Genomic DNA, 20,420 nt, shown 5'->3' with positions numbered 1-20,420 from the left:
GCTGCTCCTCATCTCGCGTCCCGGGCGGCGGGCTTGATGTTGCCGAGGTAGTAGTCGTCGTCGGTGCTGTCCGGAGCCATCGCATGCGGCGGGGCTTCCATCCCGGGCTCCAGCGGGGCCAGCAGCTTGTCCTTGCCGTAGATGAGGTCGGACCGATTGTCGTCGGCCATCTCGTAGTCGTTGGTCATCGTCAGTGCCCGGGTGGGGCAGGCTTCGATGCACAGGCCGCAGCCGATGCACCGCAGGTAGTTGATCTGATACACCCGGCCGTAGCGCTCCCCGGGCGAATAACGTTCAGACTCGGTGTTGTCGGCGCCCTCGACGAAGATGGCGTCCGCCGGGCAGGCCCAGGCGCACAGTTCGCATCCGATGCACTTCTCCAGACCGTCGGGGTAGCGGTTGAGTTGGTGCCGTCCGTGATAGCGCTTGGCGACGGGGCCGGGCTTCTCCGGATACTCCTCCGTCACCGGCTTTTTGAACATCGAGCCGAAGGTGACGCCGAATCCGGCGACAGCGTCGAGGAACTTAGGCATCTGCGTCCTCCAGGGCACGGGTTTTCACCGGCAGCGGCGGCACCGGGAAGGCGCCGTCACCGGCCGGTCGAATGGGTTCGGGGCGAATTCTTCTGGCGCGCAGCCTGCTCCGGCCTAGCAGTGCCAGCAGGATCACCGCGGCGACCGCCAGACCGATCGCCGCAGTTGCCGGCGCCTGGTAGCCCTGGTCGCGCAGCGAGTGGGTGATGGCCACGATCATGATCCAGCCCAGCGACACCGGGATCAGGATCTTCCAGCCCAGCGCCATGAACTGGTCGTAGCGCATCCGTGGCAGCGTGGCGCGCAACCACATGAAGAAGAACAGGAACAACCACACCTTGACGGTGAACCACAACAGCGGCCACCATCCACTGTTGGCGCCGTCGGCGATGCTGATCGGCCACGGCGCATGCCAGCCGCCCAAGAACAACGTGGTGGCCAGGGCGGACACGGTGGTCATGTTGACGTATTCGGCGAGCATGAACATCGCGAACTTCAGCGACGAATACTCGGTGTGGAATCCGCCGACTAGTTCGCCCTCGGCCTCGGGCAGATCGAAAGGCGCGCGGTTGGTCTCGCCGACCATCGCGGTGACATACACCAGGAACGACGGCAGCAGCAGGACGATGTACCAGGTGTCGTTCTGGGCGGCGACGATGCCGGAGGTCGACATCGTGCCCGCGTAGATGAACACCGCGGCGAACGACAGCGCCATCGCGATCTCGTAGGAGATGACCTGTGCCGACGAACGCAGCCCGCCCAGCAGCGGGTAGACCGATCCGGACGCCCAGCCGGCCAGCACGATGCCGTACACGCCGATCGAGGTGACCGCCAGAATGTAGAGGACCGCGACGGGTAGGTCGGTCAGTTGCAGCGCCGTGCGGTGGCCGAACACCGACACCTCACCGCCCATCGGGATCACGGCGAACGCCATGAACGCCGGGATCACCGAAATGATCGGTGCGGCAAGGTAGATCCACTTGTCCACCCCCGCCGGGACGAGACCCTCCTTCAGGGCGAGCTTCACCCCGTCGGCCAGCGACTGCAGCAGCCCGTGGGGACCGACCCGGTTGGGGCCGAACCGCAACTGCATGCGGCCGAGGACCTTTCGTTCGATGAGGATCGCCGCCAGCACGGTGAGCAGCAGGAACGCGAAGATACCGAGAGATTTGGCCAGGACCAGCCACCACGGGTCGTGGCCGAACAGAGTCGGGTCGGGATAGGTCATCGCGGGCTCCGTCCGGATTGGCCATGCTGGCTCCGTCCGGATTGGCCATGCTGGCTCCGTCCGGATTGGCCATGCTGGCCGCGTCCGGATTGGCCATGCTCGCCGCGTCCGGATTGGCCATGCTGGCCGCGACCGATCGACACCACCGCGCCCGTCGTCACGCCCAGCGCCCGGTGCACATGGCAGCCGGGAGAGTTCAGCGGCAGCCACACCACGCGGTCGTCCATGTCGGCCAGCTCCAGCGGCAGCGTGACCGCGCCGCGGTCGGTGCTCACCGTCAGCGGTTCGCCCCCGGCGACCCCGATCTCGGCGGCGGTGGCTTCCGACAGCCGCGCCACCGGCGTTCGGGCGGTGCCGGCGAGGTGGGGTTCGCCGTCCTGCAGTCGCCCGTCGTCGAGCAGCATGCGCCACCCGGCGAGCACGGCCTGGCCACTGTCCGGATGGTGCGGTGCCGGATCGTGCCGCGGGGACGGGGCACGATCCCCGGCCCACAGCCCGAGGCGGGCGCGCTCCTCGGCGGCCGTCGTCACCCCGAGGTCAACCCCGATCTCGTCGGCGAGGAAGTTGAGCACCCGCAGGTCCGAGACGGCGTTGGTCCGCAGCGCGGCTTCGAAGGGGCGAATCCGCCCCTCCCAGTTGACGAACGAGCCGGCCTTCTCCACCACCGGCGCCACCGGGAACACCACGTCCGCGCGTTCGGTGACCTCGCTGTGGCGCAGTTCCAGGCTCACGACGAACGGTGCGGCATCGACGGCGGCGAGCGCGGCGTCGGGGTCGGGGAGATCGGCGAGCTCGACGCCACCGATGAGCAGAGCGTTCAACGCGCCGGCGCGCGCGGCGGCCAGGATGGCCGACGTGTCCCGGCCGACGACGTCGGGGACGTCGTCGACGTTCCATGCCTCGGCGGTCTGCCTGCGCGCCGCCGCGTCGCCGACCGGTCGCCCGCCCGGCAGCAGGTTCGGCATCGCACCCGCCTCCACGGCACCGCGGTCGCCTGCGCGCCGCGGCACCCACGCAATACGGGCGCCGGTGGATTCGGCCAGCCGGACGACAGCCGACAGCGCACCCGGGGACGTGGCGAGGCGTTCGCCGACCAGCAGCAGGGAACCGGGCATCGCCAGCAACTCGTCCCCGGCGAGGCGGCCCAGCACGGCTGCTTCGGCGCCCGGGGAAGAACGGATCAGCCGGCCCGACAGCTTGCCGAGACTGCGGGTGGCCAGTGCTGCGACCGACAGCACCTGCAGCCCGTGCCTGCGTACGGCTTTGCGCAGCCGCAGGTAGAGAATCGGTGACTCCTCCTCGGGCTCAAGACCGGCGAGCAGCACCGCTGGCGCCTTTTCCAGATCCGAGTACGTGACGGTCATCGGCAGGCCCGCGACGTGGGCGGCGAGGAAATCGGCCTCCTCAGCGCTGTGCGGTCTGGTCCTGAAGTCGATATCGTTGGTGCCCAGTACGATTCGGGCGAACTTGGCGTACGCGTAGGCTTCCTCGGCGGTCACCCGGCCGCCGACCAGCACCCCGGCACTGCCCACCGCGGCCGCCAGCCCCGCCCCGGCAATGCCGAGAGCCTCCGACCACGACGCCGGGCGCAGCGCTCCGTCGTCGCGCACCAGCGGCGTGGTGATGCGGTCACCGACGGTGGCGTAGGTGAACGCCCACCGGCCCTTGTCGCAGTTCCATTCCTCATTGACCTCGGGATCGTCGCCGGCCAGCCGGCGCAGCACCTTGCCGCGGCGATGATCGGTGCGCTGTGCACACCCCGACGCGCAGTGTTCGCACACGCTTGGGCTGGAAACCAGGTCGAACGGGCGCGCACGGAACCGGTAGGCCGTCCCGGTCAGCGCGCCCACCGGGCAGATCTGCACGGTGTTGCCGGAGAAGTACGACTGGAACGGTTCGCCCGGGGCGATGCCCACCTGCTGGAGGGCGCCGCGTTCCAACAGGTCGATGAAGCGGTCACCGGCGATCTGATCGGAGAACCGGGTGCACCGGGCGCACAGTACGCAGCGCTCCCGGTCGAGCAGCACCTGCGACGAGATGCTGATCGGTTTCGGGAACGTGCGTTTCACGTCCTCGAAGCGGGTTTCGGGGCGGCCGTTGGACATGGCCTGGTTCTGCAGCGGGCATTCACCGCCCTTGTCGCAGACCGGGCAGTCCAGCGGGTGGTTGATCAGCAACAGCTCCATCACGCCCTGCTGGGCCTTGTCGGCGGCCTCGGACGTGTACTGGGTGCGCACCACCATTTCCGGCGCCACCGTGATGGTGCAGGACGCCATCGGTTTCCGTTGGCCCTCGACCTCGACGAGGCACTGCCTGCAGGCGCCGACCGGATCGAGCAGCGGATGGTCGCAGAAGCGGGGGATCTGAACGCCGATCAGTTCGGCCGCGCGAATGACCAAGGTGCCCTTGGGCACCGTCACCTCGTTGCCGTCGATCGTCAGCGTCACCATTTCGACGGGCGGTGCGTCGTTGCTGTGTTCGGCCAGGGTCATGCGCCCACCCCTTCCTCTCGCGAGCAGACACAAACTCGCATGGTTTGGACTCCCACAGGGCGAGATTGTGTCTGCTCGCGGAGAAGACGCGGGGTCATGCGCCCACCCCTTCCGGTGCGGCCAGCATCGATGCGTACGGGTCGAACGGGCACCCCTTGCCGACAGGGTCGAGGTGCGCCTCGTACTCGGCGCGAAAGTGTTTGAGCGAGGACATGATCGGGCTGGCCGCGCCGTCACCGAGCGCGCAGAACGACTTGCCGAAGATGTTGTCGGAGATGTCGAGCAGCTTGTCCAGGTCGGCCTCGGTGCCCGCGCCGGTCTCCAGCCGCTCGTAGATCTGCGCCAACCAGTAGGTGCCCTCCCGGCACGGCGTGCATTTGCCGCAGGATTCGTGCGCGTAAAACTGGGTCCAGCGGCGCACCGCCCGCACCACACACGTGGTCTCGTCGAAGATCTGCAACGCCTTGGTGCCGAGCATCGACCCGACACCGGCCATGCCTTCGTAATCCAAGGGCACGTCCAGATGTTCGGCGGTCAGCAGTGGCGTCGACGATCCACCCGGTGTCCAGAACTTCAGTTCGTGACCGGCGCGCACCCCGCCCGCGTACTCCAGCAACTCGCGCAGCGTGATCCCCAGCGGCGCCTCGTACTGTCCGGGTGTGGTGACATGACCGGACAGGGAGTACAGCGTGAATCCGGGTGACTTCTCCGACCCCATCGAGCGGAACCAGTCGACACCGTTGAGCAGGACCGGCGGCACGCTCGCGATCGACTCGACGTTGTTGACCACGGTGGGGCACGCGTAGAGACCCGCGACGGCGGGAAACGGCGGCCGCAGCCGGGGTTGTCCGCGCCTGCCCTCCAGCGAGTCCAGCAGTGCCGTCTCCTCGCCGCAGATGTAGGCGCCCGCGCCTGCATGCACGATGAGTTCCAGATCGAAGCCGGAGCCGTGGATGTCGCTGCCCAGATGTCCTGCGGCGTAAGCCTCGGCGACCGCGGCCTGCAGCCGCCGCAGCACCGGCACCACCTCGCCGCGCAGGTAGATGAACGCATGGTGGGCGCGGATCGCGTACGCGGCGATGATCGCACCCTCGACCAGGAAGTGCGGAGTGGTCAGCATCAGTGGAATGTCTTTGCACGTACCAGGTTCCGACTCGTCGGCGTTGATCACCAGATAGTGCGGCTTGGCCGCCGGGCCCTCGTCGCCTTGGGGGATGAACGACCACTTCGTGCCGGTGGGAAAACCCGCACCGCCGCGGCCGCGCAGCCCGGAGTCCTTGACGGTGGTGATCACCTGATCCGGGGTCATGGCCAGCGCCCGGTCCAACGCCTGGTAGCCGCCGTGCCTGCGGTAGGTGTCCAGCGACCACGGCTGTGGCTCGTCCCAGAACCGGCTCAGCACCGGGGTCAGCGCGGTCATCGGTCGTCCGCCGCCTTCGGATCGGTATCCGGCGGCGCACCGTGATCCGGTGCCGCCATGGCGCGCTCGTGCGCGACCCGCAGCCCGGCCAGCGTCGCCGCTCCCACGCGTCCGGCGTCGGGGGCGTCGCCCGGGTTTGACAGCCCGGCAAGGATTCTCGCGGTCTCGCGGAACGTGCACAGGGCTCCGCTGCGCGACGGCGTCGGCTTCTCACCCGAGCGGAGGGAGTCGACGAGATCGCGTACCGAAGAAGGGGTCTGGTTGTCGAAGAAGTCCCAGTTGACCATCACCACCGGGGCGTAGTCACACGCGGCGTTGCATTCGACGTGCTCGAGTGTGATCGTGCCGTCCGCAGTGGTCTGGCCCGGCGCGATGTCCAGATGACTCTCAAGGCTCTCCAGGATTGCGTCACCGCCCATCACCGCGCACAGCGTGTTGGTGCAGACACCGACCAGATACTCGCCGGTCGGCTCGCGCCGGTACATCGAGTAGAACGTCGCCACGGCAGTGACCTCGGCGTGGGTGAGCCCCAGTTGTCCTGCGCAGAAAGCGATTCCGGCCGGGGTGAGGTAGCCGTCTTCTGCCTGCACCAGATGCAGCAGGGGTAGCAAGGCCGACCGCGACTGCGGATAGCGGCCGATGATCGTCGCGGCGTCGGCCGCCAGCCGCTCGGTGACCTCGGCGGGGTAGGCCGTAGGGCCGTGAATCGGGGGACCCGGCTCGTCGGGCCGCTGTCCCAACTCCAGAAAGACGCTCACCTGTCCACCCCGCCCATCACCGGATCGATCGACGCCACCGCGGTGATCGCGTCGGCCACCATGCCGCCCTCGCACATCGCCGCCACCGCTTGCAGATTGGTGAATGACGGGTCCCGGTAGTGCACCCTGTACGGCCGGGTGCCGCCGTCGGAGACCATGTGCACCCCCAGTTCGCCGCGCGGCGACTCGACCGCCACATACACCTGGCCGGCCGGCACCCGGATACCCTCGGTCACCAGCTTGAAGTGGTGGATGAGGCCCTCCATCGAATGACCCATGATCTTGGCGATGTGTTCGGGGGAGTTGCCGAGCCCGTCTGGGCCCACCTTCAGGTCGGCGGGCCAGGCCAGCTTCTTGTCCGTGATCATCACCGGCGCACCCACGGAGCGTTCCAGACGCTGCACGCACTGCTCGACGATCCTGATCGACTGATGCATCTCTTTGACCCGGATCAGGTACCGGCCGTAGGAGTCGCACTGGTCGTCGGTGACGACGTCGAAGTCGTATGTCTCGTAACCGCAATACGGTTGCGCCTTGCGCAGGTCGTGCGGCAGACCGGTGGAACGCAGCACCGGGCCGGTGATACCCAGCGCCATACACCCGGTGAGATCGAGATAGCCTATGCCCTGCGTGCGGGCCTTCCAGATGTAGTTCTCGTTGAGCAGATCCTCCATGTCGCGCAGTCGCTTCGGAAGCAGGGTGAGCAGATCCCGGACCTGGGGGAGCGCCTCATCGGGAAGATCGGCGGCCACCCCACCCGGTCGGATGTACGCGTTGTTCATCCGCAGACCGGTGATCGTCTCGAACACCGACAGGATCAACTCACGTTCCCGGAATCCGAGGAACATCGCGGTCATGGCGCCGAGTTCCATACCCCCGGTGGCGAGCGCGACCAGGTGGCTGGAGATGCGGTTGAGCTCCATCATCATGACCCTGATCACCGAGGCCCGTTCGGGGATCGCGTCGGTGATGCCCAGCAGCTTCTCCACGCCGAGGCAGTACGCCGTCTCGTTGAAAAACGGTGACAGGTAATCCATTCGCGTCACGAACGTGACACCCTGCGTCCAGTTGCGGAACTCGAGGTTCTTCTCGATGCCGGTGTGCAGGTAGCCGATCCCACAGCGGGCCTCGACGATGATCTCGCCCTCGATCTCGAGGATCAGGCGCAGCACCCCGTGTGTCGACGGGTGCTGCGGGCCCATGTTCACGACGATCCGCTCGCCGGCGTGCTCGGCGGCGTTCTGTCGTGCGGCAGCGACGACCTGGTCCCAGTCCTGGCCGCCGACGACGACCACCCGCTCGGGCGGCTGCTGTGAGGTGGTCATCAGCTGTATGCCCTGCGTTCGTCGGGCGGCGGGATCTCGGCGCCGTGGTACTCGACCGGAATCCCGCCCAGCGGATAGTCTTTGCGCTGCGGATGGCCCACCCAGTCATCGGGCATCTCGATGCGCGTCAGGGCGGGATGACCGTCGAAGATCAGACCGAAGAAGTCGTAGGTCTCACGCTCGTGCCAGTCGGTGGTGGGGTACACCCGGAACAGCGACGGAATGTGCGGGTCGCTGTCGGGGGCTGCCACCTCGATGCGGATACGGCGGTTGTGCGTGATCGACATCAGCGGGTAGACGGCGTGCAGTTCGCGATCGGCGTCATCGGGGTAGTGCACGCCGCTGACGCCGAGGCACAGTTCGAAACGCAGGTCGGGGTCGTCGCGCAGGGTTTGCGCGACGTCGACGAGCCGGTCGCGGTGCACCTCCAGGGTGAGTTCGTCGCGGTACACCACCACCCGCTCGACCGATTCGGCGAACACGTCGTGCCCCAGCGCGCTTTCCAGCGCGTCGACCACGTCGTCGAAGTAGCCGCCGTACGGACGCGGTGAGCTGCCCGGCAACGCGACGGAGCGGATCAGCCGGCCGTAGCCCGACGTGTCACCGCTGCCCTTGGCACCGAACATGCCGCGCCGTACCCCGATCACCTCGGGATCGGGCTCGTCGTCGCCCGTCACCTGAGAAGGCCTTTCAGTTCGATGGTCGGGGTGACCGCCAGCGCCGCCCGCTCGGCTTCCCGGATGGCCTCCTCGCGGTTCACGCCGAGCGGCATCTGCTGAATCTTGTCGTGCAGTTTGAGGATTGCGTGCAACAGCATCTCCGGGCGGGGCGGGCAGCCCGGCAGATAGATGTCGACCGGCACCACATGATCGACGCCCTGCACCACCGCGTAGTTGTTGAACATCCCACCGGAGGAGGCGCACACGCCCATGGCCAGCACCCACTTCGGTTCGGCCATCTGGTCATAGATCTGGCGCAGCACCGGGGCCATCTTCTGGCTGACCCGGCCCGCCACGATCATCAGATCGGCCTGGCGCGGTGTCGCGGAGAACCGCTCCATGCCGAACCGCGAGATGTCGAAACGCGGCCCCGCGGTGGCCATCATCTCGATGGCGCAGCAGGCGAGGCCGAACGTCGCCGGCCACAGCGAACCCTTACGCACGTAGCCGGCGACCTTCTCCACCGTGGACAGCAGAATCCCGCCTGGCAGGCGTTCCTCTAATCCCATTGCAGCCCTCCCCGCCGCCACACATAGCCATAGGCCACGAACACGATGACCATGAACAGCAGCATTTCCACCAGCGCAAACAGGCCGAGGTTGTCGAACGCGACCGCCCACGGATAGAGAAAGACGATCTCGATGTCGAACACGATGAACAACATCGCCGTCACGTAGTAGCGGATCGGGAATCTCTGTCCGACCGCGGCGGCGGCGGGATCGGTCGCCGCCATCGGCTCGATCCCGCATTCGTAGGCTTCGAGCTTGGCACGGTTGTAGCGCCTGGGTCCGATCAGCAGGGCGATCCCCACAGACCCGACGGCGAACACAGCGGCGATCGCACCAAGCACCAGGATTGGCGTGTACAGATTCATACTGCGCAGCAGCTCCTCGGGGCCGTCGATGTGAGCTACCACACAGCCTAGCCCTGTTTGCGTTGCAAGCTACACATTTTGATTAGTATCGCTAGTGGCGTCATGCGGCGATCCCGCATTGCCTCCAATGGGCATGCGTACCAGCGGATTTCGCTGTTCGGATGGCTACGCGGAGGGGCGCAGCAGCGACACGACGGCGTCGCCCAGCCGGATCGGATCGATCGGATGCGGCACCGCCGCCTCCGCGCGCGACCATCGCGCCAACCACGCGTCGTCGGCCCGCCCCGTCAGCACCAGCACCGGCGGACAGTCGTCGATCTCGTCCTTGAGCTGCTTGGCGATTCCCATGCCGCCCACCGGGGCGGCCTCGCCGTCGAGAATCGCCAGATCGAAGCCACCCTCGTCCATCTGCCTGATCACCATCGGCCCGGTGGCCACCTCGAGGTAGCTCAGCTCGGGGAGTTCGGGGTGGATGCGCCTGCCCAGCGCGAGCCGGACCTGTTCCCTGGTCCGGGGATTGTCGCTGTAGACGAGGATCCGCAGCGGATCCTGCGCGCGCGACGACTCGGAGGATGGCGCAGCCATGGGCGCGATGTTAGCCGGGAGGCGACGGCTCGTTGATCAAGTCGCCGAAAAGGGCTGCCTCACCGGCGGTTCCGATGTCGGTTCGGCAGCCCACATGACGGGTCACGACGACGTGTGTGACAACAGGGGAGCGATCTCGGCCGGGTCGAAGTACTCGTCGATGCGATTGATCAAACCGTCGCCGCCCACCTTGATCACGATGCACACGCGCATCGCGATCGTCGCCCCGGCCGGGGTGGCGGCGTGCAGGACATGCTGCTGCACGAAGCCGCCGTCGAACATCTGTCGGTCCAGCACCTCGTATCGCCGATTGACGGTGGCGTCGACGAACCACCTGATGATCTTGACCGACCGGGCATGGTTGTTGTCCCTGGTGTCCCCGCTCTTCCACACCGCGATACCCGGGCTGAACAGCTGCGCGACCACGGCGATGTCGCTGCGCTCGATGGCATCGAACAGCCTGTCGGCGACGTCGCCGACCACGCGGGTGTCGGTTTCGGGCATCGTGTTGACCTCAACTCCGGTTCAGGTTGAACACTGGGGACATGGACCTGACCCCCAGACTCTCCCGTTTCGACGAGTTCTACAAGAACCAGACCCCGCCGTGGGTCATCGGCGAGCCGCAACAGGCGATCGTCGAGCTGGAACAGGCCGGGCTCATCGGCGGCCGCGTGCTCGACGTGGGATGTGGCACCGGGGAACACACCATCCTGCTCGCCCGGGCCGGGTATGACGTGCTCGGCATCGACGGTGCCCCCACCGCCGTCGAGCAGGCCCGACACAACGCCGAAGCCCAGGGCGTGGACGCCCGCTTCGAGCTCGCCGACGCCTTGTACCTGGGCCCGGACCCGACCTACGACACGATCGTCGACAGCGCCCTGTTCCACATCTTCGACGACGCCGACCGGGCGACCTACGTGCGCAGCCTGCACGCAGCCACCCGGCCGGGCTCGGTTGTCCATCTGCTGGCGCTGTCGGACTCGGGCCGCGGCTTCGGGCCGGAGGTCAGCGAACACACCATCCGCGCCGCGTTCGGCGCGGGCTGGGAGGTGGAAGCGCTGACCGAGACCACCTACCGCGGCGTCGCGATCGACGCGCACACCGAAGCGCTGAACCTGCCTGCCGGAACGGTCGTGGACGAACCTGCCTGGTCGGCGCGGATCCGCAGGCTCTGAATCCGGCTCAGCCGAGTCGCACGACCGAGCCGCTCTCGGCGGCCACCCACACCGCACCGTCCGGCGCGACGGTGATGCCGTGCGGCTCGGATACCGACGACGGCAGGTCGTACTCCTCGACCGTGCCGTCCCGCCCGATGTGCCCCACCCGGTCGGTGGCCCACTCGGTGAACCAGCAGCCGTCCGGGCCCCCGGTGATCGCGTGCGGGCGGCACGCCGGATCGGGCAGTGCGAACTCGGTGACCAGGCGGTCGTCACCGATCCGCCCGATGCGACCGGTGGCGATCTCGACGAACCACACCGCGTCACCACCCCAGGTGATCCCGACCGGCGCTGCGCCGGGTGTCGGAATGTCGATCACCTCGGGGTCGGCCGACGGCAGGATGCGGACCACCGCGTCGGCGTGGTTGAGCGTGGCCCAGACGGCGCCGTCGGCACCAGCGGCGACAAATGCCGGGAAGCAGCCTTCGGGCAGCGCGACGTAGCTGACCGTCGCGTCGGGGTCGATGCGGCCCAGCCGGTCACCTGTGGATTCGGTGAACCACACGGCGCCGTCGGCGCCGACGCAGATGCCGAAGGGGCCGCTGCCGGAAGCCAGCTCGAACGTCGTCATCGCGCCGCTTCGGTCCAGCGCAGTGATGCGGTCGTCACCGGTGCGGGTGAACCACGCTGTCCCGTCGCGTCCCACCGTGACCACCGAGGGACGCGCCTGGGCCCCGATCGGGTAGTCGCGGCGCCCGCCATCGGCACTCAGCCGGACAACGGCGCCGCTGTGCACCAGGGTGACCCAGAGCGCACCGTCGTCCGCGGCGCAGATGCCGTAAGGGTCAGCACCTTCGGTGAGGTCGGTCTGCGCGGTCGAGGTGACGCGGGGGATCATCGTGAGTCGTCATACCCCGGATGGTCGATCGACAACCGATGCCGCACCATCAGCCGCAGACACTCGGTCACCTCGTCACCGCGATCGTCCAGCCGGCCGTCACGAATGGCCTGCGCCAACGACATCTCGTCAGCGAACCCCAGCTCTTCCAGCGCTGCGCGCACCGATTCGCTCGTCGCGCCGAGGAGTTCGCGTTCGACGATGCGCAAGACGTTGGCCGCGACCCGGGAGTGGAAGCCGACCTGACCCCCGACGGCGCGCACGTCGTTGTCGAGAAAGTCCGCGACCGCGGCGACCAGCTCGGCCGCGGTGGGCCGGCGGGTCATCGGGGCCCTCGGCTCTTCGCGCAAGCGCTCATCGGTGTCCTCGGCTCTTCGCGCGAGCGCTCATCGGTGCCCTCGGCTCTTCGCGCGAGCGCTCATCGCGGACCCCCTCCTGACAACAGCTCCAACAGGTCCCACTCGGTCTCGCTGACGCGGCGGCCGATGGCGGCGAGCTCGACCGACGGCGATTCGCCCGACAGATGCCGCTCGGCCTGGTGACGGCAGATGACGCCCCACCGCAACGTCGCGACCGTCAGCCACCAACGGAACGTGTTGCGGTCCAGCGACGTATCCGCGGCCGACTCGTAGGCCTGCAGGAACGTCTCGACGCTGCCGAGCCCACCGGCTCCGAGAGTTTCGGGAGCGCCGAACCGCCAGGCGCGGATGCAGAACCAGGCCAGATCCTCATAGATCTCACCGATGTGGGTGAGCTCCCAGTCCAGAACGGCGGCGAGACCCGACTCGTCGACGATCAGGTTGCCCATCCGGAAGTCGCCGTGCACCAGACGCATCGGCGACGGATCCGGGCGCGCATCGGCCAGCCGGCGGAACGTCCACTCGAAAGTGGCTGTGGTGTCCCCGATCTCGTCGAGTCGGGAGCGCCAACCGGCCAGGTCGTCGGGTGAGGTCAGGCCGATCCCTGCCGGGTCGGCGCGGTGAATCGCCGCCAGCGCCGTCGCGCACTGCTCCAGCAGGCGGGCCCGGCCGCCGTCGTCGAGCCCGCGGAAGATGCGCCTCACGATCGTCTCACCCGCGATCGCATCGCAGATCAGGTACGGCGCACCCACGGCCGCCGGCGAATTGTCGGCGGTCACGATGTGCGGGACCGGTGCACCTGCGGCCGCGGCGCGCTGCTGCACCTTCGCCTCCAGCTCCATGCTGGCGTGGATGTCGTCCCGGGCGCCGGTGCGCAGGATCAGCGGCCGGCCCGCGCCGCCGGTCTGCGCGGTGTCTGATTCGCTCCTCGCGTGCGCGGTGTCTGATTCGCTCCTCGCGTGCGCGGTGCCTGATCTGCTCCTCGCGTGCGCGGTGCCTGATCTGCTCCTCGCGTGCGCGGAAAAAGCCCAGGTGGTCCGGCTCGCCCCGCCCGTCAGCCGCTGCAGGTTCTCGACGGTGACGTCGCCGAGCACCGGCCGCAGCACCTCCTCGAGAGCTGGGGCCAACTCGACACTCATCGGGGTTCTCTGCTCTTCGCGCGAGCGCTCATCGCCGCCCGAATCCGAACAGTCGCTGCGCCACCCTCCGGATCTGGATCTCCTCGGCCCCCTCGGTGATCCGGTAGCGGCGGTGGTGGCGGTAGATATGCTCGAACGGCTCGTGCCTGCTGTAGCCGACGCCGCCGAACACCTGCATGGCACGGTCGGCGGCCTCGCACACCAGGCGGTTGGCCCGGTAGTTGGCCATCGACACCTTGTCGGACACCTCCATGTGGTGGTTGCGGTCCAGTTCGGATGCGGCGTACCGGACCAGCAGACGCACCATCTGTGCCTCGGTCTGCAGCTCCACCAGAGGCCACTGGACGGCCTGGTTCACCGCGAGCGGCTTGCCGAACACCTTGCGGTCGTTGGCGTAGGCGACCGCACGGTCGATACAGTACTGCGCCGCACCGAGGCTGCTGGCCGCCTGACGAATCCTGTTCTCGTGCAGGAAGGTTTGCCCGACCTCAAGGCCGCGATCGACTTCGCCGAGCACCGCCCCGGCCGGCACCCGCACGTTCTCCAGCACCACCTCACCGTGGTCGGTGGGCATGTTGAACGTCCACCAGTAGTACGGCACCGAGAACCCGGGCGCATCGGTGGGCACCAGGAAGGCGGTGATGCCGCGCGTCTGGCCCGGCTCACCGGAGGTGCGCGCGAAGATCAGGTCGTGCGTCGCGCGGTGCACGCCGGTGTTCCACCGCTTGGCGCCGTTGATGATCCAGTCGTCGCCGTCGGCCACTGCGGTGGTCTCCAGCCAGGTGGCGTCCGAGCCGTGATTGGGTTCGGTCAGGCCGAACGCCATCGACCGCGCACCGGTTATCAGGGCGTCGGTCCATTCCTTCTTCTGTTCCTCGGTGCCGAACCGGTCCATCATGATGACCTGCGGGAAGTTGCCCACGATCGACGACTCGTCCTGCAGGTCGTTGTGCAGGCCCAGCCCCTTGGCGGCCAGGTGTTCCCGGATCACCGCCATGTCGATGTTGCTGCCGTCCCGGCCGCCGAACTGTGACGGCAGGCCGTAGCGCAGCCAGCCCGCCGCGTCGGCGCGCCTGCGCATCTCGTCGAGCAGATCCTCCCACTCCCGGCGCGGGACGCCGCCGTTGTCCCAGTCGGTACGAGCATGCTCGCGACGGTGGTCGAAATACTGGATGTTCTCCCGTTCCAGCGGCTTGATCTCGGCCTCGATGAACGCATCCATCTCGGCGAGCAGCGCGGGAAGATGTTCGGGCAGGTTGAAGTCCACCGGTTCTCCTTTGAACGTCGTGTCTTTCAGTATCCGTACAGAGTTTTCTTCCAGATCCGTGACAGCGTGGCGATGGCGGCCTCGTCATCGATGTCCACGTCGAGTCCGGAGGCGCCGACGAAGACGGTGGTGAAGTTCTCGAACAGTAGCGCGATCGCAGCCGCGGTGTGCTCGGCGTTCAGTTCCCGACCGTAGCCCTGCTCCTGGGCGCGGCGCACCGAGGCGGCGACGATATCCATGCCGAATCGTCGGAACTCGTTCTGCACCAGTGCGAAGCGCGGTTGGGTGGCCGCGAGCTGGGCCACTGCGATCATGATCCCGATGTTCTGCTTGAACATCGTCCAGTACCCGGTGACGACCATGGTGAAGAACGCGTCGTCATCGGGGGATTCGGGCAGCGGGACGCTCAGGCCGGACGGGGCGACCACGTCGTGCAGAAAGGACTCTGCGAGCGCGGCCAGCAGATCTTCCTTGTCGGCGAAGTAGCGGTAGAACACAGCGGGCGACTTACCGGCGGCGGACGTGATGTCGCCCAACGTAGTTCCGTGAAAACCGCGCTCGGCGAACAACTTGCGGGCCGCCTGTTCGATCGCGTCACGGGTCTGACGGCCCTTGGCGCTCAGAGATTCCGCTGGTCCAGGCGGCACGGTCGGCTAGCCCAGAATCCGGTCGCCGGCCCGCAGCAGCGAGCTGGGCAGCTCGTGGCCCACCGCGTCCTGCGCCACCCGCGCAGCTTCGATCGCCGATTCGAGGTCCACGTCGACGTGGATTCCGCTGTCCCGCAACAGGTACACGAGATCCTCCACGGCGATGTTGCCACTCGCGCCGGGCGCGAACGGGCACCCGCCCAGTCCGCCCACCGACGCGTCAAGCCTGGTGACTCCCGCGCTGACCGCCGCGTACGCGCTGGCCAGACCGGCGCCCCTGGTGTTGTGGAAGTGCGCGCCGAGCGGGATGTCGACGATGCGCGGACGGACCATGCCGATCAGGTCGCTGACTCGGCGCGGCGTGGCGGTGCCGATGGTGTCGGCGATGGCCAGCCGGTCGACGCCGCCGTCGGCGGCCGCGGTGACGATGTCGACGACCCGTTGCGGCGCGGTCGGCCCGTCGAACGGGCAGTCCCATGCCGTCGCGACGATGACCTCGACGGAAACACCGCTGTCGTGGGCGATCGCGACGATCTCGGGGATCTGCGCGGTCGCCTCGGCAGAGGACCGTCCGACGTTGGCGCGACTGTGGCCGTCGGCAGCCGACACCACGTACTCGATCGAGCGCAGGCCCGCGGCGATGGCCCTCTTCGCACCGTTCGGACTGGCGACCAACGCGGAGAATTCGATGTCGGGAAAGTCGCGCAGCTCGGCCGCAAGGTCGGCCGCGTCGGCCAGCGCAGGCACCTTCGACGGGGACACGAAAGCCGTCGCCTCCATCTCGCGCACCCCGGTGGCTGCAATCGCGGCGAGCAGTTCGAGCTTGGCGGACAACGGAATCGGATCCTCGATCTGTAAACCGTCGCGCAGGGAGACGTCGCGGATGTCGACGTGTCCGGGTAGTTCACTCACAGCACACCTCCCGCCCGCAGCCGCTCGAGTTCGGCATCGGTTTTGCCGAGCAGGCCGCGGTAGATCTCGTCGTTGTGTTCGCCGGGCCGGGACGATCCGGCGCTGCGGATGGTGCCCGGCGTTTCGGAGAGCACCGGGACCACCCCTGGACCCTTGACGTTTCGTCCGATGCGTTCGTCCCAGTGGTCGGCGATCATGCCGCGCGCCTGCAACTGCGGATCCTTGACGACCTCGGCGACGGTGTTGATCGGGCCACTGATCACCCCCGCCTCCGACAGGGTGGCGATGATGTCGGCGGGCTGACGCTCGGCGGCCCACGCCCCGATGATCTTGTCCAGCTCGTCCTGGTTGCGGCCCCGCGCAACATGATTGGCGAAGCGCTCGTCGGTGGCCAGCTCCGGTTGCCCCATTGCGGCGCACAGGCGCCGGAAGACGGTGTCCTGGTTGGCGGCGATCACCACCCAGCTGCCGTCCGCGGTCGGGTAGATGTTCGACGGCGCGATGCCCTCCAGCCTGGTGCCGGACGGCCCCCGCACCACGCCGCCGACGTCATAGTCGGGGATGGTGGATTCCTGTACCGCCAAGCAGGACTCGGTCAGCGCTGCGTCGACGACCTGGCCGTCGCCGGTGACGGAGCGGCGGTACAGCGCGGCCAGTGCGCCCTGGGCGGCGAACATGCCCGCCAGGCTGTCGCCCAGCGACAGCGCCAGACGTGGGGGAGGCCCACCCGGGAATCCGTTCATGTGCCGCAGACCGCTGGCCGCCTCCGCGACCGACGCGTAGCCGGCCTTGTGCGCGTCGGGACCGGTCTGCCCGTAACCCGACACCCGCACCAGGATGATGCCGCGATTGCGTTCGCGCAGCACGTCGTACCCGAGTCCCCACTTCTCCAGGGTTCCGGGCCGGAAATTCTCGACGATCACGTCGCTGCGCTCGACGAGATCCAGGAACAGCTCCCGGCCCTCGGGCACCCGCAGGTTCAGCGTCACCGCTTTCTTGTTGCGCGCGTGGACCGTCCAGAAAAAGTGGTGGCCGTCGAGTTCGGCCTGGCCCCAGGTGCGCAGCGGATCAGGGGCACCCGGTGGCTCGATCTTGATGACCTCGGCACCCATGTCGCCGAGCAACCGGCCCGCGAACGGACCCGAGATCAGCGTGCCGACCTCGATCACCCGGATGCCGTCGAGCGGACCCGTCGTCACCGGGTACCTGCGAAGTCGTGGCGCTTGAGCCAGTCGGTGACGATGCCGACCGCTTCGCGCAGTTTGTCCCGCTGATCGGGGCCCGCGTAGTAGTGGTTGGCTCCGGAGATCTCGTGCATCTCCTTGTCCTGATGCCCGATCGCCTCGAAGATCCTGCGGGTGTGGCTGGGTGTGCAGGCGTCGTCGGCGAGATTGCCGATCACCAGCGCGGGCACCGCGATGTCTGGCCCGCACTTGACGGCGTCGCCGTGGGCGTCGTCGAAGCTCCACTGTGACAGCCAGCTGCGAAGCGTGCAGAACCGCGCCAGCCCGACCGGGCTCATGTTCACCACCTGGGGATCGCCCAGGTAGCACGTTCCCGGGGTGCGTTCCTTCGGGTCGACGGTCGGGTCCAGCCAGCGAGGGTCGGCCATGGTGCCGTGCACGACGAACGCGAACTCGTCATCGGGACGTCCGTTTGCCCTCAGCTCGGAGAGCTTCTCCTTGACCCACTTGGTGATCCGACGGTTGCGGGCGATCTGCGCTTCGCGGTAGCGCTCCAGGAACTCCTGGCTGTAGGGCGGCTGGTTGGGGTTGTCGGGGTTGTAGAGATCGAGCTCGGGGTCGCGCTTGGTGGGGTCGGACTCGTCGAGGATCGACGCGTCCAGCCATTCGGTCATAGTGCCGTGCCTGCTGATGTGCGCCGCCAGCAGCATGATGCCGTCGGCCGGGATCAGGTCGAGCTTCGTCAGGTCCGGACCGTCGCCCGACGGGCTCGCCGTGACCGTGGGGTTCTGCGCCTGCTGCTGGTAGTACGCCGACAGCGAGCCGCCGCCGCTCCACCCGGCAAGAACCACCTTCGAGTAGCCGAGCCGGTTCTTGGCGTCCTTGATGCACTCCCCGAGGTCTTCGACGACCTTCTCCATCAGCAGCGCCGAATCGGTGCCGCGGAACCGGCTGTTGCAGTAGATGACATGGTGTCCGGCGCGGGCCAGCGCGTTGATCATCGGCAGATATGCGCCGCCACCGATCGGGTGCATGAACACCAGCACGGTGTCGGATGTCGCCGCCGGAGCGGCTCCGGTGTCGGACTCCACGGTCTTGGGCTTGAGCAGGTAGCTCTCCAGCACCACCAACTCGGCGACGCCGCCGTAGACGTCGCGGACACCCGAATTGTTCTGATAGGCGACCAGATACGGGATCCGATCGTATTCGTATTTGGTCATCTCTAGTGCTGCCCCAGGTCGTTGGCGAGGATTTCGGCGGACGGCATCAGTCGGCGCCGGGTGTCGATGGCGATCACCGACCAGTCCACCCGGTCATAGTCGTCGAACTTTCGTCGCGCACGTTCGCGCGCCTTCTCCGGCGCGCCGTGGTGCACCCCCTGCGGGGCGTGCGACACCAGCCCGGGCGGCATCGGGATCCCGTACAGGGATCCGCCGTGGAAGAACGCGATCTCGTCGTAGTCCACGTTGCGGTGGTACCACGGCGTGCGTTCGGTTCCCGGCACCGACTCTGCGGGTTTGGGCAGGAAGTTCATCACGTAGACGCCGGTGGCCTGCATGAACAGGTGCACGGTGGGCGGCAGGTGCACGCTCTCAGAGGTGACGACCGTGTAGTCGTCGATGTTGAACGTGAAGGGGAAGTTGTCCCCCCGCCAGCCCTCGACGTCGAGCGGATGGTGTTGGTAGAACAGGCTTGTCGGTCCACCTTCATGGATCAGCCGCACTTCGTACTCGTCACGGCCGTCATCGTCAATGGGTTGTGGCTCCGGGATGACGACCTGCGCTGGGTCGAACGGGAAGTGGCGACCCAGGGTGCCGGCGGGTGGCACGCGGAACTCGTCGGTCGCCTGGATCATCAGCAGCGTCGTCTCCTCCGACGGCACCTGCCGCCACGTGCAGGCCTTGGGGATGTAGATCCAGTCGCCCTGGCGGTAATCCAGCGGCCCGAACTCCGTCTCGAGGGATCCCGATCCGCGGTGCACGAACGAGAGCAGGTCGCCGTCGACGTAGCGGACGAAGAACGGCATCGGCTCGGATCGCCGCGACAACAGCACCAGGCAGTCGGCGTTGGAGAACATCAACAACGGGCCGCCGTTCGCGTCGGTGGCGTCGCTGGGTTTGAGCTCGCTGCTCAGCACGTCGGTGGGGCGCAGGGGGCCGACGGTGCGGTAGGCGGTCGGGTCGTTGCGCCGGTACATATTGGCGGTGCGTCCGACAAAACCTCCGCGGCCGAGTTCGTCGTCCTTGAGGCCGTCTAGGTCGGCATGAATTCTCTTGGGAGTCTTGCCTTTTCGAAGGTGGACAAAGGATTCCACGCCATCTCCTCGGAATTGAAGTAAAAGTGACTTTACTTTTATGTCGGGTCGACCGTCAATGCCTGCCTGGCGCGGATTTGGGTCTCGGGAATCCCTTGGTCGTCGCCCGCCGGACTTGTCGGTGCATCGAACTAGTGTTCGATGTATGGATGTGGTGTCGGGAGCAGTCGCGGCGATCGCTGAGCAGGTGGCGGTGTTGTCGAAGGCTGCCGAGGGGGCGTCTCATCGTGAGTTGATCGGACTGCTGGCGCAGTTGACACAGGTGCTGCGGAGGGTGCCGACGCTCGAGAATCAGATCCTGGCCCGGCTGACCGCCGAGACCGAACCCCACCGGCTCGGGGAAGGCTCCTGGAAGAAGGTCCTGACCACCTCTCTGCGGGTCTCCGGTGCTGAGGCAGGGCGGCGGCTGTCGCGGGCCAAGACGCTGGGCCCGCGCTGCGCCATGACCGGGGAATTGCTTGCGCCGTTGTGGGAGGCGACCGCCGCCGCCCAGGCCCAGGGTCTGCTCAGCGAGGAGCACGTGGCGGTCATCGCGAAGTTCCACAAAGACCTGCCGGCATGGGTCGACGTCGACACCCGCGCCCATGCGGATCGGCAGCTGGCCCGCAA

22 protein-coding genes are annotated in these 20,420 nt (G+C 67.6%); 2 read left to right on the top strand and 20 right to left on the bottom strand.

Annotated features, from left to right (window positions below):
• Positions 1 to 8 precede the first annotated feature (8 nt).
• The 11 genes from nuoI to BN976_RS22295 form a co-directional block, all read right to left on the bottom strand.
• Entirely contained in the window at positions 9 to 533 is a 525-nt protein-coding gene (gene nuoI, locus BN976_RS22345) for an NADH-quinone oxidoreductase subunit NuoI (protein ID WP_011779116.1), read from the bottom strand.
• Positions 526 to 1,761: an NADH-quinone oxidoreductase subunit NuoH gene (nuoH, locus tag BN976_RS22340; RefSeq protein WP_011779117.1), complete on the bottom strand. Its 1,236-nt coding sequence runs from the start codon at positions 1,759 to 1,761 to the stop codon at positions 526 to 528. Before nuoH ends, nuoI begins: the two co-directional genes overlap by 8 nt.
• Positions 1,758 to 4,253 carry an NADH-quinone oxidoreductase subunit G gene (locus BN976_RS22335; protein ID WP_235622106.1) on the bottom strand — a complete coding sequence of 832 codons (2,496 nt, stop codon included), beginning with the start codon at positions 4,251 to 4,253 and terminating at the stop codon, positions 1,758 to 1,760. Before BN976_RS22335 ends, nuoH begins: the two co-directional genes overlap by 4 nt.
• A gap of 94 nt (positions 4,254 to 4,347) precedes the next feature.
• Positions 4,348 to 5,673 carry an NADH-quinone oxidoreductase subunit NuoF gene (nuoF, locus tag BN976_RS22330; RefSeq protein ID WP_011779119.1) on the bottom strand — a complete coding sequence of 442 codons (1,326 nt, stop codon included), beginning with the start codon at positions 5,671 to 5,673 and terminating at the stop codon, positions 4,348 to 4,350.
• Positions 5,670 to 6,431: an NADH-quinone oxidoreductase subunit NuoE gene (gene nuoE, locus BN976_RS22325; RefSeq protein ID WP_036374015.1), complete on the bottom strand. Its 762-nt coding sequence runs from the start codon at positions 6,429 to 6,431 to the stop codon at positions 5,670 to 5,672. The genes nuoF and nuoE overlap by 4 nt, the downstream gene beginning before the upstream one ends.
• Positions 6,428 to 7,756 (bottom strand): NADH dehydrogenase (quinone) subunit D, encoded by a 1,329-nt coding sequence (gene nuoD / locus BN976_RS22320; protein WP_011779121.1) that lies wholly within the window; start codon positions 7,754 to 7,756, stop codon positions 6,428 to 6,430. The genes nuoE and nuoD overlap by 4 nt, the downstream gene beginning before the upstream one ends.
• Positions 7,756 to 8,433 (bottom strand): NADH-quinone oxidoreductase subunit C, encoded by a 678-nt coding sequence (locus tag BN976_RS22315; RefSeq protein WP_011779122.1) that lies wholly within the window; start codon positions 8,431 to 8,433, stop codon positions 7,756 to 7,758. Before BN976_RS22315 ends, nuoD begins: the two co-directional genes overlap by 1 nt.
• Positions 8,430 to 8,984 carry a NuoB/complex I 20 kDa subunit family protein gene (locus BN976_RS22310; RefSeq protein ID WP_011779123.1) on the bottom strand — a complete coding sequence of 185 codons (555 nt, stop codon included), beginning with the start codon at positions 8,982 to 8,984 and terminating at the stop codon, positions 8,430 to 8,432. Before BN976_RS22310 ends, BN976_RS22315 begins: the two co-directional genes overlap by 4 nt.
• Positions 8,975 to 9,349 (bottom strand): NADH-quinone oxidoreductase subunit A, encoded by a 375-nt coding sequence (locus BN976_RS22305; RefSeq protein WP_036374012.1) that lies wholly within the window; start codon positions 9,347 to 9,349, stop codon positions 8,975 to 8,977. Before BN976_RS22305 ends, BN976_RS22310 begins: the two co-directional genes overlap by 10 nt.
• 165 nt (positions 9,350 to 9,514) lie before the next feature.
• Positions 9,515 to 9,934 (bottom strand): Rv3143 family two-component system response regulator, encoded by a 420-nt coding sequence (locus tag BN976_RS22300; protein ID WP_036374010.1) that lies wholly within the window; start codon positions 9,932 to 9,934, stop codon positions 9,515 to 9,517.
• 102 nt (positions 9,935 to 10,036) lie between these two features.
• The gene (locus tag BN976_RS22295; RefSeq protein ID WP_011779126.1) at positions 10,037 to 10,438 is read right to left on the bottom strand and encodes a nuclear transport factor 2 family protein; all 402 of its coding nucleotides are present in this window, start codon (positions 10,436 to 10,438) and stop codon (positions 10,037 to 10,039) included.
• Between the two features lie 41 nt (positions 10,439 to 10,479).
• Between BN976_RS22295 and BN976_RS22290 the strand changes: the two genes are divergently transcribed.
• On the top strand, positions 10,480 to 11,109 hold the full coding sequence (locus BN976_RS22290) for a class I SAM-dependent methyltransferase (RefSeq protein WP_036374007.1): 630 nt from the start codon (positions 10,480 to 10,482) through the stop codon (positions 11,107 to 11,109).
• Between the two features lie 7 nt (positions 11,110 to 11,116).
• Here BN976_RS22290 and BN976_RS22285 read toward each other — a convergent pair whose 3' ends face one another.
• The 9 genes from BN976_RS22285 to BN976_RS22245 form a co-directional block, all read right to left on the bottom strand.
• Positions 11,117 to 11,989: a Vgb family protein gene (locus BN976_RS22285; protein WP_051558539.1), complete on the bottom strand. Its 873-nt coding sequence runs from the start codon at positions 11,987 to 11,989 to the stop codon at positions 11,117 to 11,119.
• Positions 11,986 to 12,315, bottom strand: a complete 330-nt coding sequence (locus tag BN976_RS22280) for a DUF6285 domain-containing protein (protein WP_011779129.1) — start codon at positions 12,313 to 12,315, stop codon at positions 11,986 to 11,988. Before BN976_RS22280 ends, BN976_RS22285 begins: the two co-directional genes overlap by 4 nt.
• 92 nt (positions 12,316 to 12,407) lie before the next feature.
• Entirely contained in the window at positions 12,408 to 13,487 is a 1,080-nt protein-coding gene (locus BN976_RS22275; protein WP_036374004.1) for a phosphotransferase family protein, read from the bottom strand.
• Positions 13,488 to 13,515: 28 nt separating this feature from the next.
• Positions 13,516 to 14,754 carry an acyl-CoA dehydrogenase family protein gene (locus tag BN976_RS22270; RefSeq protein WP_036374001.1) on the bottom strand — a complete coding sequence of 413 codons (1,239 nt, stop codon included), beginning with the start codon at positions 14,752 to 14,754 and terminating at the stop codon, positions 13,516 to 13,518.
• Between the two features lie 26 nt (positions 14,755 to 14,780).
• Complete coding sequence (locus BN976_RS22265; RefSeq protein ID WP_036373998.1) at positions 14,781 to 15,401, bottom strand: TetR/AcrR family transcriptional regulator; 621 nt, start codon at positions 15,399 to 15,401, stop codon at positions 14,781 to 14,783.
• Between the two features lie 6 nt (positions 15,402 to 15,407).
• A complete protein-coding gene (locus BN976_RS22260) occupies positions 15,408 to 16,313 on the bottom strand; it encodes a hydroxymethylglutaryl-CoA lyase (protein WP_036373995.1) in 906 nt (301 codons plus the stop codon).
• Positions 16,310 to 17,512, bottom strand: coding sequence for a CaiB/BaiF CoA transferase family protein (locus BN976_RS22255; RefSeq protein WP_011779134.1), 1,203 nt, complete (start codon positions 17,510 to 17,512; stop codon positions 16,310 to 16,312). The genes BN976_RS22260 and BN976_RS22255 overlap by 4 nt, the downstream gene beginning before the upstream one ends.
• Positions 17,509 to 18,717, bottom strand: coding sequence for an alpha/beta hydrolase (locus tag BN976_RS22250; protein ID WP_036373992.1), 1,209 nt, complete (start codon positions 18,715 to 18,717; stop codon positions 17,509 to 17,511). The genes BN976_RS22255 and BN976_RS22250 overlap by 4 nt, the downstream gene beginning before the upstream one ends.
• A 2-nt stretch (positions 18,718 to 18,719) precedes the next feature.
• Complete coding sequence (locus BN976_RS22245) at positions 18,720 to 19,811, bottom strand: homogentisate 1,2-dioxygenase (protein WP_011779136.1); 1,092 nt, start codon at positions 19,809 to 19,811, stop codon at positions 18,720 to 18,722.
• Positions 19,812 to 19,956: 145 nt separating this feature from the next.
• Here BN976_RS22245 and BN976_RS34470 point away from each other — a divergent pair.
• A partial coding sequence (locus tag BN976_RS34470; RefSeq protein ID WP_036373980.1) for a DUF222 domain-containing protein occupies positions 19,957 to 20,420 on the top strand: 464 nt, incomplete at its 3' end.

Origin of the sequence: Mycolicibacterium austroafricanum (genome assembly GCF_000612725.1) — a bacterium.
In the GTDB taxonomy this organism is placed as follows: domain Bacteria; phylum Actinomycetota; class Actinomycetes; order Mycobacteriales; family Mycobacteriaceae; genus Mycobacterium; species Mycobacterium austroafricanum.
The sequence above is the reverse complement of the archived record's forward strand: the minus strand, read 5'-3'. Positions and strand labels throughout refer to the sequence as shown.